Genomic DNA, 15,564 nt, shown 5'->3' with positions numbered 1-15,564 from the left:
TAACCAGGCCCGGTGGCGCGATGCTCACCGGGCCTGGTCGCCGGATAAGCCGCAATGCGGCACCATCCGGCGTTATGCCCAGTATCAAAGAGCATCTTCTAATTTATAGTTTTTATAATAATATTGCTTATCTCTGTCATTTATCTCGCGGATAACCTGACAGGGAACCCCCACGGCCACGACATTTGCCGGAATGTCTTTTGTGACGACACTCCCTGCGCCAATCACGGAATTATCGCCAATCGTTACGCCTGGATTGATGACCACATTACTGCCAATCCATACGTTATTGCCGATGGTGACCGGAAAGGAAAACATCTCTCCGGATTTCCTTAATTCATGATGAACAGGGTGACCTGTTACCGAGATAGTGACGTTTGGCGCAATTAATACGTTATCGCCAATGGTGACCGTGTAATCATCCACAATGGTAAAGTTAAAATTGGCGTAGAAGTTTTTGCCAATGTGAATATTGCTGCCGTAAGAGAAATAAATGGGAGGCTCGATCCACGCATTCTCTCCCACGGTGGCAAACATTTCACGAATCAGTTTTTCCCTCTTTTTAATCTCCGATGGATGCGTGTGGTTAAATTCATACATTAACTCCTTTCCGCGCAGTCTCTCTTCCGGCAGCCCCTCGCACATATCAGTAAACAGCTTGCCTGCTTTCATTCTGTCTCTCATAGACATGCTCATCGAAGATATTCCTTCTTGTTATTTGTCTTCAGACTTGTTTACTTGCCGGGGTGAAAACGCGGGAAAACGGCCCCGGTCCACTTAGGGTAAATACGGAAATCAACGTGAAGCTCAGCGCAATAATCCCCAGCACCAGATAAGCTCCCTGGAAACCAATACTTTCATACATTTTCCCGGCCAGAACTGACATGAAAATCATTGCTAACTGTTTGAAGAAGCAGAAACACACCAGATAAATCGTCGCCGAGAAACGCACTTCAAACTGACTGGTGATGTATTTGAAGCAACCGACGATCAGGAACGGTATCTCAAACATATGCAACGTTTTGAGAATAACGACTTCCAGCGCAGTAGTGGCGAATGAGGAGCCAATAATCCTTACCGACATAATCGTACCTGCCAGCAGCAGGGCGTTCTTCCCGCCGATGCGATTCACAATCAGCGGCGCAAAGAACATGATTGAGGCGTTGAGTAATTCTCCCATCGTCGTGACGTAGCCAAACACGCGGGTGCCCTGTTCGCCGGTGGCAAAGAACGAGGTAAAGAAGTTGGCGAACTGCTGGTCAAACACATCGTAAGTACAGGAAACGCCAACTACGTACAGGGAAAGGAACCAAAGTTTTGGTTGTTTAAATAACTCCAGCGCCAGCTTCAGGCTGAATGCCGAGTTATTGGCGCCTACCGCATCCGCGACTTTTGCAGAAGAGGGGGCATCTGATTTTGAAAATAACAGCAGCAATGCCAAAATGACCGCGCAGCCGGAGCCTAACCAAAAGACAAATTGGTTATTGATGGTGAACATAATGCCGGCAATCGAGGCGCACAGCGCCCAGCCCACGCACCCAAACATGCGCGCGCGACCAAATTCAAAGTTGCTTCGGCGGCTGGCTTTTTCAATATAGGCTTCAATCGCCGGAGCGCCGGCATTGTAAATAAAGCCAAGGTAAATCCCACCGACAATTGAACCCAGTAAAATATTAACTTGTAATAACGGACCAAAAACGTAAATAAAGAACGGGGCAAACATTACCAGCATGCCGGTAATTACCCACAGCAGATGTTTACGCAGGCCAAGCTTGTCGGAGAGCAGTCCGAAAATTGGCTGGAATAACAAAGAAAACAGTGAGATACAGGCGAAGATGATGCCGGTATCGCCTTTGCTGATATGGTTTACCTCGTGTAACCAGATGGGGAAGAAGGGGAAATACGCACCCATAATAAAAAAGTAAAAGAAGAAGAAAAAGCCGAACATCCAAAAGTTAGTGTTTTTTAAATAATACATAACAGACTTCCTATAAATGCGGGCAGGTTTGGGCCTGCCCAACTTATATTATTATTTTTGGCCCCAGATGAACTGGAAGTGGTAGCGTCCGGCGCTCAGCAGAAATTCCGGCGACACGGAAGGGCTCCACGAATCATCGCCGCCAATGCCCATATGGAAGCCATCAATATTGAGCCAGGTGCCCGCCTCAGGTTGCAGCAAATGGCGGTGGCTGGTTGCCATCAGTTGCTGCTGGCTAAAGCGGCTGATGTTGAACAGGAAGTCCCCACGCCACTGGTGCGCGCCGTAGTGCAGTTCGCGCGTGCCGCAGCGCAGACCGTTTTCACTTGGGAAAACATACGGGGTGTACATCTCATCAAGCGACAGATCCCAGCGATCAAAACAGGCGGCGCCCAGACGGTCCGGGTAGTTCTCATGTGGACCGAGACCTAACCAGTTCACTCGCTCTGCGATCTGCACTAACTGACAGCTCAGGCCGATGCGGGCCGGATGCGGCGTACCGCTGGCAACGTCGACATCCACCGTTATCTGCATTTCACCCTTGCCGTCAATGCGGTAGCTTTTTCGGCTGATGAACAGCGTTTCGCCCTGATACTGCCACGCATGTTCAGTGGTGATCAGTACCGCATCGCTCAGCGTATTGGCAGCACAGTGCAGTAACGTTGCTTCAGCCTGATAGTGACCGGCGGCCTTCCAGCGTTCGACCCAGGCGTTCGGGTCGATGCGGGTTGACTCGCTCACGCCGATGTCGTTGTCCAGCGGGGCGCGGGTGAACTGGTCAGTAAGCGGAGTTAACAGTTGGGCTGAATCGCCAATCCAGTACTGTGTCAGCAGGCCAGACTGACGGTCGAATTGCCAGCGCTTGTTGTCGTTCTCAACAGTAAAGACGTTTTCGCTCACATTGAGCTGTGGCGCGGTGCGGGCAGACGGCAGTTGCGTCAGGCTGAGCTTCTCTTGAAGCTTCCATTGCTGCCAGGCGCTGATGTGCCCGGCGTCTGACCACGCGGTTGCCTGAGGTTGTTCTACGCGTACCGTCAGCCACAGCTGACCTGCGGTTTCCGGCATCGGGACATCTGGCAGGGTAATCACCTGGCGACCCTGTGGAGCGATATCCAGAACGATTTCTCCGGCGGCCAGCGGGTTGCCGTCCTGGGCAATAGACCAGTGCAGAACTTCGTTATCGCTGCGGCGGAACAGATATTCGCTGGTCACTTCAATCTGGCGTTCAGCGCCCGGCAGTAACGTGAACTGGAAAAACTGCTGTTCATGTTTGGCCTCGTATAACGCCGGGTGTGGGGTGCGATCGGCGAACACCAGCCCGTTCATGCAAAACTGACGATCGTTAGGTGTGTCGCCAAAATCGCCACCGTAGGCTGACCATGCTTTACCGTTCTCATCATATTTGGTCAGCGACTGATCCACCCAGTCCCAGACAAATCCGCCCTGCAGGCGCGGATACTGACGGAACGCTTGCCAGTATTTGGCAAAGCCACCGAAACTGTTGCCCATGGCGTGGGCATATTCACAAAGGATCAGCGGACGCTGCTCGCCGGGCATCGACAGCCACTTTTTAATCGACCATTTGGGGACGGCGGGGAAGGGTTGATCCTGATCGACGCGGGCGTACATCGGGCAAATAATATCGGTCGCTGCGGTATTTGCACCGCCGCCTTCATATTGTACCGGGCGTGACGGGTCTTCTGATTTTATCCAGCGGTAGAGCGCGTCGTGATTGACGCCATGGCCGGATTCATTGCCCAGAGACCAGATGATAATGCTCGGATGGTTGCGATCGCGCTGCACCATGCGCGTGACGCGCTGGCTCATGGCAGGCAACCATGCGGGATCGTCGGTGAGGCGATTCATCGGCACCATGCCGTGGGTTTCAATGTTGGCTTCGTCGACGACATACAAGCCGTAGCGATCGCACAGGGTGTACCACAGCGGGTGATTTGGGTAATGGGAGCAGCGCACGGCGTTGAAGTTATTCTGCTTCATCAGGATGATGTCTTGTACCATCGTCGCCTCATCCATCACCTGGCCGTTAATCGGATGGTGCTCATGGCGGTTGGTACCGCGAATCAACAGCGGCTTACCATTGAGTAACAGCAGTCCGTTTTCAATGCAAACCTGACGAAAGCCGACGTCACAGGCCTCCGCTTCTATCAGCGCTCCGTCCGCGGTGCGTAACTGCACAACGGCGCGGTACAGATTGGGCGTTTCGGCACTCCACAGAGCCGGTTTTTCGACGTTCAGACACAGAGTCACCCGGTCATGATAAGCACCGCGTTCATCAATAATCTCACTGCCGAGTGGGGAATTCGTTTCGGCTGTGAGCGTTTCCCCCTCCCACAATTGCAGGGCTACGCGTAAATCTTCGCTCGCGTTGCCCGCTACTCTGATTTCCACTGCCAGCGTGGCGCGGCTGAAGTCGTCGTTAAACCGGGTATTAATGCGCAGGTCGCGAATTTGCGTTGTGGGCTTATGCAGCAAAGATACGTCGCGAAAAATACCGCTCATGCGCCACATATCCTGGTCTTCCAGATAGCTACCATCGCTCCAGCGCAGCACCATCACCGCCAGACGGTTTTCGCCGTGCTGCAGATAATCGCTAAGATCGAATTCAGATGGCAGGCGGCTGTCCTGTCCGTAGCCGACCCAGCGGCCGTTGCACCACAAATGAAATGCGGAGTTCACGCCGTCAAAAATAATGCGCGTCTGACCCTCATCTAACCAGATATCGTCAATATAAAATGTGAGCGAGTAACATCCTGTCGGGTTCTGTGCCGGAACGTACGGAGGGTTAACCGGGATTGGGTAGGTGACGTTGGTATAAATTGGCGCATCGTAACCGTCCATCTGCCAGTTCGAGGGGACGTTGACAGTATCAGCTTGTGGCAGATCGCTTGTCAGCCAGCTTTCCGGCACAGCCTCCGGCGCGGCAAACCAGGCAAATTGCCACTGGCCATTCAGCGAGCGTAACTGACTCGAACGCTGATTCGTACGTGCGTCATCTGCTGAACGCCAGCTACAGAACGGTGGATGCGCCTCCAGGCGGTTGAGCTGCGTGACGCCGGGATTTTCCCAGTCACGGCGGGCCAGAACAGCGGAGAGTGAATCTGTGTTCAGGTTCATAACGGTATCCTGTTTGAATTTGTTATACGCTCACAATTTCAATCAAAATACGGATAAGCGATCCCAACTGTAAAGGCTGGGGCGTTCAATGAGTGAACTGACTCACACAATTGTTGTGCGTTCACAATTTGGGTGCGAGCTGAGAAACTTGCCGCGCGAGCTGGATCAATGAATCGGCCAGCGCCTGGGGTGAGGTGGTTTGGGTGTTGGGTGGCAGAACCGTTTTGCGCTTAACCAGGGTGACGGGCAGCAGTTGGTTGCCCACGGTTGATTCGCCACGGGGAAGTTGCAGCAGCCTGTCGACGCTGGTTTCACCCAATAACGGAAAATCTTGCCTGATGGTGGTCAGCGGTGGAATGTAGCAGGCGCTGTCTTCGGTATCATCGTAGCCAATCACCGAGATATCTACCGCCACCCGCAGACCGAACTCGCTGATTGCGCGCATCGCGCCCAGCGCCATTTGATCGTTAGCGACCAGCATGGCGGTAGGGAGGTTACCGTTATTCAGCATATGCATCGTTTGCTGAAAACCAGACATCGCACTCCAGTCGCCTTCCAGCTCCACAACGGGTTGTAGCTGGTAATGTTCCAGATACTTGTGCCAGCCCGCACGGCGAAGCCTTGCCGAAACGGAAGTGTGCGGCCCGCTCAGCAGGGCGATACGCTGATGTCCGTACTGCACCAGATGTTCAACGCCGAGGCGCGCGCCGTCGTCATGCGAGAAAATCACGCTGTTAATTGGCGTCAGGTCAGAGACATCGAGAAACAGCACCGGCACCGTACCGCAGGCGGCGGCCACGGCAATGGCGTCTTCTTCATCCAGTGGATAGTTGATGATAAGCCCGGTTACGCGCTGAGAAAGCAGGTTGTGGACCGCGGCTTTACATGCCTCAACGCCGCTGCGCTCGACCATGGCGATCACCACGCTGGCACCGGACTGGTCGGCACGGGATTTTATGGCGGCAACGATTTGTGAGGGGGCATGCAGGGCAAGGTTCGCCGTCACAACGCCAATCAGCGGCGTCTGTTTGCCCGCCAGCTGCTGTGCGACGCGGTTAGGGATGTAATTGAGTTCCGCCATCGCGGCCTCAACTTTTTGTCGGGTTTTTGCGGAAACGTGGCTGGCCTGATTAACGACGCGCGAGACGGTCTGGTAAGAGACACCTGCATGGTCTGCCACATCGTATAGCGTTACCGGTTTCACGTTTTCACCCCTGTCATGACGTTATCTGCGCGCTATGATGCCACAGCGGGACGGTTTTGGGGGATTTACGCATAGGTTCTGCGAGGCGCATTCCAGGGTTGCGGATCGTGTGCTGGAGGATTTATCGTCGTTCTTCTTAACAGAAGAAAAAAGTGAGGACATTGTGAGCGACTCTGCGGCAAATAATATTCTGTCCATCTACCGACGTCATGCGGATGCCTTTGCCAGCCAGCGCTCGCGCACCTTGTTCGAGAAAAGCTGGCTCGATAAATTCATTTCCGTGATGGGCGGGCAGGGCAGCATTGTGGATATTGGCTGCGGCAACGGTCAGCCGATTGCCGGTTATTTTATCCAGCAAGGTTTTCAGCTTACCGGCGTTGATGGTTCCCCGGCGATGCTGGCGCGGGCCCGAAACACTTTTCCCGTACAGCGCTGGCTGGAGCAGGATATGCGCGAACTGGCACTCAATGAGACTTTCGATGGTCTGATCGCCTGGGACAGTTTTTTCCATTTAACTCAGCAGGACCAGCAAAAGATGTTCCCGATTTTTGACCGCCTCAGCCATCCCGGCAGCGCGCTGATGTTTACCAGCGGTACGGACAATGGCATCGCGATGGGGCAATTTGAGGGTGAGCCGCTGTTTCACGCCAGCCTCGCGCCGGACGAATACCGCGCATTGCTGTCAGCGCATGGTTTTGCGGTAGTCGAGATGGTGATGGAAGACCCGCACTGCGCCGGGCACACCGTCTGGCTGGCGCAAAAAAGAGGCTAATCGCCGCGAAAGGTTTTACGCCATTCAGCCGGGCTAACACCAAAGTGGGATTTAAAATGCTGACGCCAGGTGACGGGCGACTGAAAACCAACCTGTTCTGCAATGCGTTCAACGGGTAACTGGCTGGACTCCAGCAACGTCTGGCTACGGCGCAGGCGCTCGGCAATCAACCATTCGGCTACGCTTGACCCGGTGGCCTTCATAAAATGACGAGTGAGGGTACGACGGCTCATCATCACTCGCTGCGCCAGCTCGTCGAGATTATGCGGTTCGTGGAGATGCTGGCGCAAATAGTCGAGCAGGGCGTTGATGCGCTGATCCTGGGTATTTTTCGCTACCGGTTGTTCGATAAACTGTGCCTGGCCGCCCTCGCGATGTGGCGGCACAATCATCCGTCGGGCAATCTGATTCGCCACCGTGCTGCCAAAACGCTGGCGGATGACGTACAGGCAGCAATCCAGCGCGGCGGCGGTCCCTGCCGAGGTAATAATACCGTCGTCATCCACGTACAGCGCGTTGATATCCAGATGGGCTGCCGGAAAGCGCGCCTGAAAATCCTGTTCGAATTCCCAGTGCGTAGCCGCCCGTTTGCCATCCAGCAGACCGGCATAGCCGAGAACAAACGCGCCCAGACATAACCCAACAATTTGCGCGCCGTTTTGTCGTGCGCGGTTGAGCGCATCAAGCAGGCTTTGTGGTGGTCGATGTGCCGTGGTGCCCCACCAGGGGATCACTACGATGTCGGCGGCCTCCACCGCTTCATAGCCGTAGGCTGCGGTAATGGCGAAGCCATCCTGCGAGGAAACGATGCCTGGCTGTTCGGCGCACAGTTGCACCTCAAAGCGCTTTTTCGCCGCCACTTTGTCACTGAAAATAATGCACGGCACTGAGAAGTGAAACGGGCTGAAATCTTCCACGGCAACAATGGCGACGTTAAGCGGTTGCATACGATTCCTCTGTGGAGTTTAAAACGTCAGGGTTTCGCCATCTTCCGGCACGTTAACGAATTGCGCAATCTGGTTGTCGCGGGCGTACTCTTTCAAGGCCGCGCGGGTCAACAGACAGTGATTAATCGCCTCCATGTGGGTCGCCAAAATTTGTGCCTCGGGTAGTACGAAGTGGGTTTTTAGCACATCTTCCGCGCCCATTATAATTGGGCCAAACCCGATAACGTGGGCAAAGCCTGCATTCAGAATGACCACGCCTGGCTGAAAAGTCCGCATGTTGGTTTCCACCTCGTCGCGCCAGATGGTGTCCCCGACCAGATACAGTGTTTTTTCCGCCGGATGCTGGAAGATAACCCCGCAGGCATCACCCAGACGCTCAGCCATTTGCGGGATGGCGTAAGCGCGATCCGAACCGTGCTGGCCGCCGGTTTTACGCAGGGTGATATCACCAAGCGCGGTGTTTTGCGTCAGTACGGTCAGTTGCGTGAAACCTTGTCCCCGCAGTACCTGCGCATCGCGATCGTTTTGCACATAAATCGGTTTGTCTTTCGGCACGACACGAGCCGCTGCTTCATCCCAGTGGTCTTCATGCAGATGGGTCACGATCAGCGCATCAACGTTGAGCAGCGTGTCGATATCGACAGGCAGATCAACGGTCGGGTTGCGGATCTCGGCGCGAGCCGTTCCGGCAAAGCCCGGATAAGTACCTTTATCCGCCAGCATCGGATCAATCAGAAAAGTTTTACCGCCAAAGGCGATGTGCTGCGTGGCGTTACGGATTTGCGTGATGTTCATGATGTTTGCTCCACGTGTTGGATCAGTGGTGTCATCGTAGAGTGTTGTCCAGAAGATGAATGTGGGCAAATGGGCGACTAGCGATGGGATTGGGCCAATAGCGGATTACAGATATCAATTATGTAATTAAAGTAATTTAATATTTCCTTTGTAGCTCGTTATTTAATTCGCAGCCATTATATCGAAATGAATAAGAGTGCTGTTACTTAAATACGGAAAAATTTATTAAATACGAAGTGGTGCCAGAAAACATTATTGATATATGTAATGCATAGTGACCAATAAAACAGATCGCGAACCATGAAATAAGAATGCTATCATTCACATCAGACGCGGCAGGCAACTGCTGGCACACGCATATCCCCCCGGAGCAACTGATGAACAACGACATTCCGCTTAAATATTATGATATTGCCGACGAGTACGCGACCGAGGCCGCAAAGCCGGTGAGCGACACAGAACGTGACGCGCTGGCGCACTACTTCCAGCAGTTGATTACCCGTTTGATGAACAACGAAGAGATCAGCGAAGAAGCGCAGCAGGAGATGGCAACCGTGGCCGGTGTCGACGCTCAGCGTATCGATGATATCGCGGAGTTCCTCAATCGTTGGGGTAACGAGTAGCCAAAGGTATGGCCTGTGTTTTACACTGCGCGCAAATTGAGTAGGTATACTCTACGAGTAATAGGTTTAATCAGGCGGAAACAGCAATGAACGGAACAATCACAACGTGGTTTAAAGATAAAGGCTTTGGATTTATCAAAGATGAAAACGGCGACAATCGCTATTTTCATGTGATTAAGGTTGCTAATCCTGAGCTGATCAAGAAAGACGCGGCGGTGACTTTTGAGCCCACCACCAATAACAAAGGCTTGTCTGCCTACGCGGTAAAAGTCATACCAGACAGCAAGTACATCTATATCGCAGGCGAGCGTCTGAAGCTCACCTCGATCAAGTCATTCCTGGTCTACAGTGAAGAAGTCCCTGTAGAGACCCGTATCGACAAAGAAAATGCAGTGCTGTCTGTCGGCGTGCTGATGAACAGCATCCGACCAAAATCAGACGTGAAGCCTGGTGAAATGCGCACGCTGAAAAAGCTGGCTATCACCACCTTCCAGGGCACGACGCTGATTTTCTCTGAAGATGAAATCGACATTGACGAGACGGTGAAACTGCTTAAGGTCTGAAGCCCTTCAGACTGAATAAAAACCGGAACGCTGCTCTTTTCAGGAACGGGGTTTCGGTTTTTTTATATTCAGTATGTGATTGCTGTGAGTCTGGAGTAGATATGCGGCTGGTCTGGGCTTCTTTGTTAAACTGTCATTAGCCCGAGGATAAAGGATCGTATTCCCACTGTGATTCGTCATTGTAAATTGTACCATCATCATCCATTACCTGGGCGTTGAGACTTTTTGCAATCCCCAACATCTTTCTGTAAAGATATGTGTCTGGCCATTTTGTATAAATATTACCTGCGCTCCAGTCAAGCCATGGCTCTGCGTATAACGAGGGGCCTGACCACAAGGCGTGATAATCGCCATTTATAATATATCTGCTTAATTCATTATCGCTATTAATGTAGTGAAGCCATTCATCAGATGTTATCTGCGCATCATCATTATCTGCCCAAAATTCAGCTCTTGTTATATGAAACTCAACACCCATAACATCTCCTTTAATGATAAAATAATCTGTATAAACTAACATAGCGCCTTATGATAACCCACTGCTAAACATCAGCGCTCCTGAAAGAGGCATTGAAATCCGGCTACTTTAACTTCCCTCTTAACCCTCTATAGACATCCAGCACCTAAGGATTTAGATAGTCTGGCAAGTGTGAAAGAATGCATTGCGACATATGTAAGAAAATTTCTTCAGCATCTTAAAAATTCTTAATAATTCCAAATATCAACTAAATTTGGTAGTTACTTATAGCCGCTTTGACCCTACAAGCTATTGTAAAAAAATACTAGTAAAGTAACATAGGAAGCAATCTACGTGGATGGTTATATTTAGCTTGAAACAGAATTCACATTACAACTATTCATCTATCAAGTTCAGAATATTAGGGTGATAATTACAAATGGCAAGGAATAACAAACAAAGACCTCCTCGTTCCAACACATCCAAAAAGAATTCTAAGGATAAGACTGTTTGTATACCATTTCACAAAAAAATTAATGGTTTTATTTTATGGCTTGCAGCTACTGGTTTGCTTGCATTCCTTGGCAACTATATTTTCGATTTTTTGACAGGGGATGTACAAGTTAAATATGTTAAATCCTCGGGTAGGAATTATGAATTTAACTTAACGAATAAAAGTTCGACCGATCAGGTTATAGAACAGTTCAGAATAGTCCCTGATCTGACACAAAAAGTAATATATCGGATTACTAAAGACGTCACGGGAGTGTTCACCAAAAATGGTGTTTCAATACCCGGCGGAAATACATCCTCTATGCCTGCATATGAGTATAAGGAAATGAATGGCTACATATTGGATGCCAGGTCTGAAGTGAATTTTCTTGTTCCTCCATTGGTAGCGAGAGATTATGCAGAACCTGAATATGCTGTGGTATTTGCAGAATATAAAACCAAATCAAATAATAAATATATGGAAAAGCTTGAATCTGTATTAATAAAGTTAAATGTTAGAGATGGGGTTAAACGTCAAAAATATCTAATTGTTAATAATTTCTGGACTCCCATCAGTAATGATAATCTTGTCGATGCTATTAGAATAGCTTGTCGAGATGATGATTTGTTTGCAAGATCTGATGAATGCAGAAATTATATAAATAATTAAATTTATTGTAAAAACTTGACATGAATATAGGCTTGATTGTCTATATAACCAGAGCTGATTATATACTTAGGGATATTATGGGAAACTTAATATTTATTGTGGATGAAGATCTTCAGGATGAACCTTCGACTGAGGAAATAATAACGACGTTAATTTCCGAAGGGGAAGAAATACCGCTTGAAAATACAGTGAAGAAGGGTAAGTCATTTTCGTCTTCTAAGAGTGGAGGTGAACCAGAAAATAGTGACCGTAAAATGATAAATCCCCTGGTGGCAAATATTGCTCTTGAGATGGCTGCAAGATTACTGCCTTTGCCTGTGGCAGTTCTTGTTAATGCAGCCCCTGCCGCCTATTCTTTATATCAATTATTTTCGAAAAAAGATGAAGAAGATGTTTCCGTTGCCAGCTTGAGACAGTCTGCGAGTTCATTTGATAAATATTTAAAACGTATAAGTATGTCCATAGAAACGGCCATCGGGGCAAATTATCGTTTTCAACCTGGCCATCCGCAGATAAACCAGGCTTACATCAGACACCCTCTGTCAGAGGATAATGAGTCTAAAAAGGATCTCTATATTCTCAGTGATAGCTTAGATGATATCCTACTTCAGGAACGAGAAGCTGAGATGATCAGGGTCTTTGTAAATCTGGGGGCGACGAAAATAGAGTTTCGCAAGGAAAATAAGTCGAATTTATTAAGTGCTGCGAAAGCAGAAATAGACGCGGAACTTCCTGTTAGTTCAGTTGAGGCTAACATAAGTTTAAAATCAGCTACGACGAATATCGGTAGTGATAAACGAGTAATTACTTTAGCGGGGCGCGAATGGGTAAAAGGTATGACTCTGGAACGAAAAGAATTCAGTTGGTTACCGTATGAACCATCATGGGAAAGCATTGTATTTGCCAGAGAAATAGGTGGCTGCTTAAGTGCGGAACTGGAACTGAAAAAGAAGAGTGTATTTTCCTCAAACAAAGAGAGTCGTTTAGGATTTGGCATGAATGGGTTTAAAGGCTCAGCTGGCGCGAGTGTGGATCTCAATCGAGAGCAAGATGAAAACTATACGGTTTATGTCGAATTTAATCAGCCTGTGTAATGTATCGTTGTGATTTTAATCCCAATGGCAATCCTCGAATGTTTCAACGATGATTGCCGTTTATGTACCAATTGCAGCGTAAACGAACCAGAAATGACCTCAAGCTGATCTTCGTACCAACCCATATCCTGCGCGGATTCTCACCGCCAACAACTGTGATCCATCTCACCTCCCGGCCACCAAAATCTCCTGCGACTCGACGCCGTCCTCTATCTGTTTCGCCACCTTTTGTAAGGCCGGAAGATGCTTTTCCGCGGCCTGTTCGATGGTCATGGCGCTGGCCATATACACCAGATTCAGGCAGCCGATGACACGTTGTTCGCTGCGGATGGGGACGGCGATAGAAGCGATTTTCTCCTCCTGATCCCAGCCGCGAAAGTTCTGGCCAAAACCGTCTTTTCGCGCGCGGGTTAAAATGGCATTGAGCTTCAGCGGTTCGCGCGCAAGCTGGAACTCTTCTCCTGGTCGGGAGGCCAGCATTTCAATCAGTTCCTGACGTTCATTCTCCGGACAGAATGCCAGCCAGGTCAGGCCGGATGCGGTTTTCAGCAATGGCAAACGACGCCCGATCATCGCCCGGTGAAACGACAGGCGGCTGAAGCGGTGGGTTGTTTCACGTACCACCATCGCGTCCACATCCAGCGTGGAAACGTCGGTCGGCCAGATGACCTCGCGCAGCAAATCCCCCAGCAGCGGGGCGGCGAGTGCGGAAATCCACTGCTCGTCACGAAACCCCTCGCTGAGCTGGCGGACTTTAATGGTTAAGCGAAAGCTGTCATCGGACAGGCTGCGCCGAACGTAACCCTCATCTTGCAGGGTTTCCAGCAGCCGTCTGACCGTGGTGCGATGCAGGCCGCTTAACTCAGCAAGTAAGCCAACACTGGCCCCACCATCGAGCCGGTTTAACATATTTAATAACATTAATCCGCGCGTTAATCCGCGTACGGTTTTGTACTCAGTGCTCTCGTCATTTTTCATATTCATTGACAAATCTACAGGTAAAACAACGTTGTGCACTTAGTGCACATCCAGGCATGTTTTGATTGTAGCGCAAAAACTCACTCCTATACTGACCGCACAACAAAAAATTATTCACATATTTTTAACAAAACAAGTTGCGCCTCACCAGGGTCCGCAATTGCGTTTTGTCCGAGTCGTGAGGTTCTGAAATGACAACAAAAAACCCGGATATCCAACCCGCTGTGCAGCACACCGTGCAGGTGGCGATTGCCGGTGCCGGCCCGGTGGGGCTAATGATGGCCAACTATCTTGGCCAGATGGGCATTGAGGTATTGGTAGTGGAGAAGCTCGACACGCTGATCGACTATCCCCGAGCCATTGGCATTGACGATGAAGCGTTGCGCACCATGCAGTCTGTGGGGCTGGTCGAGCGCGTTTTGCCGCACACCACGCCGTGGCACGCGATGCGCTTTCTCACGCCGAAAGGCCGCTGCTTTGCTGATATCCAGCCGATGACTGACGAATTTGGCTGGTCGCGCCGTAACGCGTTTATTCAGCCACAGGTGGACGCAGTGATGCTGGAAGGGCTGTCGCGTTTTCCCAATGTGCGCTGCCTGTTCTCCCGCGAACTGGAGGCCCTCAGCCAGCAAAACGGCGAAGTGACGCTGAATCTGAAAACGCCGGACGGTCAACGTGAAACGGTGAAGGCCCAGTGGCTGGTGGCCTGCGACGGCGGCGGCAGCAACGTCAGACGCTCGCTGAACGTGCCGTTTGAAGGCAAAACCGCGCCGAATCAGTGGGTTGTGGTGGATATCGCCAACGATCCGCTCAGCACACCGCATGTGTATCTGTGCTGCGATCCGGTGCGCCCATACGTCTCCGCCGCGCTGCCGCATGCAGTGCGCCGTTTCGAATTTATGGTGATGCCGGGGGAAACCGAAGCGCAGCTCAGTGAACCGCAGAATATGCGTCAGCTCTTGAGCAAAGTGCTGCCGAACCCGGACAACGTCGAACTGATCCGCCAGCGCGTGTATACCCATAACGCCCGTCTGGCCGAACGTTTTCGCATTGACCGCGTGCTGCTGGCGGGCGATGCGGCGCACATTATGCCGGTCTGGCAGGGGCAGGGGTACAACAGCGGCATGCGCGATGCTTTCAATCTGGCGTGGAAACTGGCGCTGGTCATTAAGGGCAAAGCCGGTGATGAGCTGCTGGATACCTACCAGCAGGAACGCCGCGACCACGCCAAAGCGATGATCGATCTCTCCGTGACCGCTGGCAACGTGCTGGCGCCGCCAAAACGCTGGCACGGCGCGGTGCGCGACGGGGTTTCCTGGCTGCTGAATTATATTCCGCCGGTCAAACGCTACTTCCTCGAAATGCGCTTTAAGCCGATGCCGCAATACCATGTTGGAGCACTGGTGCGTGAGGGTGACGCGAGAACGTCTCCGGTCGGCAAGATGTTTATCCAGCCGAAGGTGACGCTGGAATCGGGCGAAGTGACGCTGCTCGACAACGTTATTGGACCGAATTTCGCGGTGATTGGCTGGGGCTGTAACCCGCTATGGGGCATGAGCGAGTCGCAGATCCAACAGTGGCAGGCGCTGGGGACGCGTTTTATCCAGGTCGTGCCGGATACGCAGATACATACCGATCAGGATAACCACGACGGCGTTACCCGCATTGGTGATACGCAAAACCGCCTGCGCGCGTGGTTTGCCCAACACAACGCCGCGCTGGTGGTAATGCGCCCGGACCGCTTCGTGGCCGCCATCGCCATTCCGCAAACCCTGGGCAGCACCCTGAATAAACTGGCGTCGGTGATGACACTTACCCGCGCTACTGCCGATATTCCTGTTGAAAAGGTTGCCTGA

The 15,564-nt window shown here is 51.2% G+C and carries 14 protein-coding genes; 6 read left to right on the top strand and 8 right to left on the bottom strand.

Translation table 11 applies throughout. The features are described from left to right. Window positions 1–84: 84 nt before the first annotated feature. The 4 genes from lacA to OGV74_RS20450 form a co-directional block, all read right to left on the bottom strand. The gene (lacA, locus tag OGV74_RS20465) at window positions 85–696 is read right to left on the bottom strand and encodes a galactoside O-acetyltransferase (protein WP_086503748.1); all 612 of its coding nucleotides are present in this window, start codon (window positions 694–696) and stop codon (window positions 85–87) included. A gap of 28 nt (window positions 697–724) precedes the next feature. Continuing rightward, window positions 725–1,978 (bottom strand): MFS transporter, encoded by a 1,254-nt coding sequence (locus tag OGV74_RS20460; RefSeq protein WP_086503749.1) that lies wholly within the window; start codon window positions 1,976–1,978, stop codon window positions 725–727. Window positions 1,979–2,029: 51 nt separating this feature from the next. Then, the gene (locus tag OGV74_RS20455; RefSeq protein WP_086503750.1) at window positions 2,030–5,113 is read right to left on the bottom strand and encodes a beta-galactosidase; all 3,084 of its coding nucleotides are present in this window, start codon (window positions 5,111–5,113) and stop codon (window positions 2,030–2,032) included. A gap of 121 nt (window positions 5,114–5,234) precedes the next feature. Continuing rightward, on the bottom strand, window positions 5,235–6,317 hold the full coding sequence (locus tag OGV74_RS20450) for a LacI family DNA-binding transcriptional regulator (RefSeq protein ID WP_032948644.1): 1,083 nt from the start codon (window positions 6,315–6,317) through the stop codon (window positions 5,235–5,237). A 109-nt stretch (window positions 6,318–6,426) separates the two neighbouring features. Here OGV74_RS20450 and OGV74_RS20445 point away from each other — a divergent pair, with 109 nt between their 5' ends. Continuing rightward, window positions 6,427–7,089, top strand: a complete 663-nt coding sequence (locus OGV74_RS20445) for a class I SAM-dependent DNA methyltransferase (protein ID WP_003847664.1) — start codon at window positions 6,427–6,429, stop codon at window positions 7,087–7,089. Here OGV74_RS20445 and OGV74_RS20440 read toward each other — a convergent pair. Both OGV74_RS20440 and OGV74_RS20435 read right to left on the bottom strand, forming a co-directional pair. After that, a complete protein-coding gene (locus tag OGV74_RS20440) occupies window positions 7,086–8,036 on the bottom strand; it encodes a GlxA family transcriptional regulator (RefSeq protein ID WP_071667375.1) in 951 nt (316 codons plus the stop codon). The two genes, OGV74_RS20445 and OGV74_RS20440, sit on opposite strands and share 4 nt — an antisense overlap. 18 nt (window positions 8,037–8,054) lie before the next feature. Next, window positions 8,055–8,831, bottom strand: coding sequence for an MBL fold metallo-hydrolase (locus OGV74_RS20435; protein ID WP_086503751.1), 777 nt, complete (start codon window positions 8,829–8,831; stop codon window positions 8,055–8,057). Window positions 8,832–9,208: 377 nt separating this feature from the next. On the opposite strand from OGV74_RS20435, the gene OGV74_RS20430 reads away from it, so the two are divergent. Together OGV74_RS20430 and OGV74_RS20425 are read left to right on the top strand one after the other, a co-directional pair. Then, window positions 9,209–9,454 carry a YmjA family protein gene (locus tag OGV74_RS20430; RefSeq protein ID WP_003021350.1) on the top strand — a complete coding sequence of 82 codons (246 nt, stop codon included), beginning with the start codon at window positions 9,209–9,211 and terminating at the stop codon, window positions 9,452–9,454. Window positions 9,455–9,540: 86 nt separating this feature from the next. Further along, a complete protein-coding gene (locus OGV74_RS20425) occupies window positions 9,541–10,017 on the top strand; it encodes a cold-shock protein (protein ID WP_003021353.1) in 477 nt (158 codons plus the stop codon). A 136-nt stretch (window positions 10,018–10,153) separates the two neighbouring features. On the opposite strand, the gene OGV74_RS20420 is transcribed toward OGV74_RS20425, so the two are convergent. Continuing rightward, the gene (locus OGV74_RS20420) at window positions 10,154–10,495 is read right to left on the bottom strand and encodes a hypothetical protein (RefSeq protein ID WP_054528128.1); all 342 of its coding nucleotides are present in this window, start codon (window positions 10,493–10,495) and stop codon (window positions 10,154–10,156) included. A 418-nt stretch (window positions 10,496–10,913) separates the two neighbouring features. On the opposite strand from OGV74_RS20420, the gene OGV74_RS20415 reads away from it, so the two are divergent. Both OGV74_RS20415 and OGV74_RS20410 read left to right on the top strand, forming a co-directional pair. Continuing rightward, window positions 10,914–11,636, top strand: coding sequence for a hypothetical protein (locus tag OGV74_RS20415; protein WP_086503752.1), 723 nt, complete (start codon window positions 10,914–10,916; stop codon window positions 11,634–11,636). Window positions 11,637–11,713: 77 nt separating this feature from the next. After that, window positions 11,714–12,730 carry a hypothetical protein gene (locus tag OGV74_RS20410; RefSeq protein WP_071684509.1) on the top strand — a complete coding sequence of 339 codons (1,017 nt, stop codon included), beginning with the start codon at window positions 11,714–11,716 and terminating at the stop codon, window positions 12,728–12,730. Window positions 12,731–12,895: 165 nt separating this feature from the next. Here the strand turns inward: OGV74_RS20410 and OGV74_RS20405 are convergent, their stop codons facing one another. After that, window positions 12,896–13,708: a DNA-binding transcriptional regulator gene (locus tag OGV74_RS20405; protein ID WP_286521491.1), complete on the bottom strand. Its 813-nt coding sequence runs from the start codon at window positions 13,706–13,708 to the stop codon at window positions 12,896–12,898. A gap of 191 nt (window positions 13,709–13,899) precedes the next feature. Here OGV74_RS20405 and OGV74_RS20400 point away from each other — a divergent pair, with 191 nt between their 5' ends. Further along, window positions 13,900–15,564, top strand: coding sequence for a bifunctional 3-(3-hydroxy-phenyl)propionate/3-hydroxycinnamic acid hydroxylase (locus OGV74_RS20400; protein ID WP_286521447.1), 1,665 nt, complete (start codon window positions 13,900–13,902; stop codon window positions 15,562–15,564).

Origin of the sequence: Citrobacter sp. Cf116, from assembly GCF_030336505.1 — a bacterium.
GTDB classification, from domain to species: domain Bacteria; phylum Pseudomonadota; class Gammaproteobacteria; order Enterobacterales; family Enterobacteriaceae; genus Citrobacter; species Citrobacter freundii.
The sequence above is the reverse complement of the archived record's forward strand: the minus strand, read 5'-3'. Positions and strand labels throughout refer to the sequence as shown.

Excerpts from the sequence above, each read along its gene's own strand:
- lacA (WP_086503748.1), bottom strand. The coding sequence starts at position 696 with ATGAGCATGTCTATGAGAGACAGAATGAAAGCAGGCAAGCTGTTTACT.
- OGV74_RS20460 (WP_086503749.1), bottom strand. The coding sequence starts at position 1,978 with ATGTATTATTTAAAAAACACTAACTTTTGGATGTTCGGCTTTTTCTTC.
- OGV74_RS20455 (WP_086503750.1), bottom strand. The coding sequence starts at position 5,113 with ATGAACCTGAACACAGATTCACTCTCCGCTGTTCTGGCCCGCCGTGAC.
- OGV74_RS20440 (WP_071667375.1), bottom strand. The coding sequence starts at position 8,036 with ATGCAACCGCTTAACGTCGCCATTGTTGCCGTGGAAGATTTCAGCCCG.
- OGV74_RS20435 (WP_086503751.1), bottom strand. The coding sequence starts at position 8,831 with ATGAACATCACGCAAATCCGTAACGCCACGCAGCACATCGCCTTTGGC.
- OGV74_RS20430 (WP_003021350.1), top strand. The coding sequence starts at position 9,209 with ATGAACAACGACATTCCGCTTAAATATTATGATATTGCCGACGAGTAC.
- OGV74_RS20425 (WP_003021353.1), top strand. The coding sequence starts at position 9,541 with ATGAACGGAACAATCACAACGTGGTTTAAAGATAAAGGCTTTGGATTT.
- OGV74_RS20420 (WP_054528128.1), bottom strand. The coding sequence starts at position 10,495 with ATGGGTGTTGAGTTTCATATAACAAGAGCTGAATTTTGGGCAGATAAT.
- OGV74_RS20415 (WP_086503752.1), top strand. The coding sequence starts at position 10,914 with ATGGCAAGGAATAACAAACAAAGACCTCCTCGTTCCAACACATCCAAA.
- OGV74_RS20410 (WP_071684509.1), top strand. The coding sequence starts at position 11,714 with ATGGGAAACTTAATATTTATTGTGGATGAAGATCTTCAGGATGAACCT.
- OGV74_RS20405 (WP_286521491.1), bottom strand. The coding sequence starts at position 13,708 with ATGAAAAATGACGAGAGCACTGAGTACAAAACCGTACGCGGATTAACG.
- OGV74_RS20400 (WP_286521447.1), top strand. The coding sequence starts at position 13,900 with ATGACAACAAAAAACCCGGATATCCAACCCGCTGTGCAGCACACCGTG.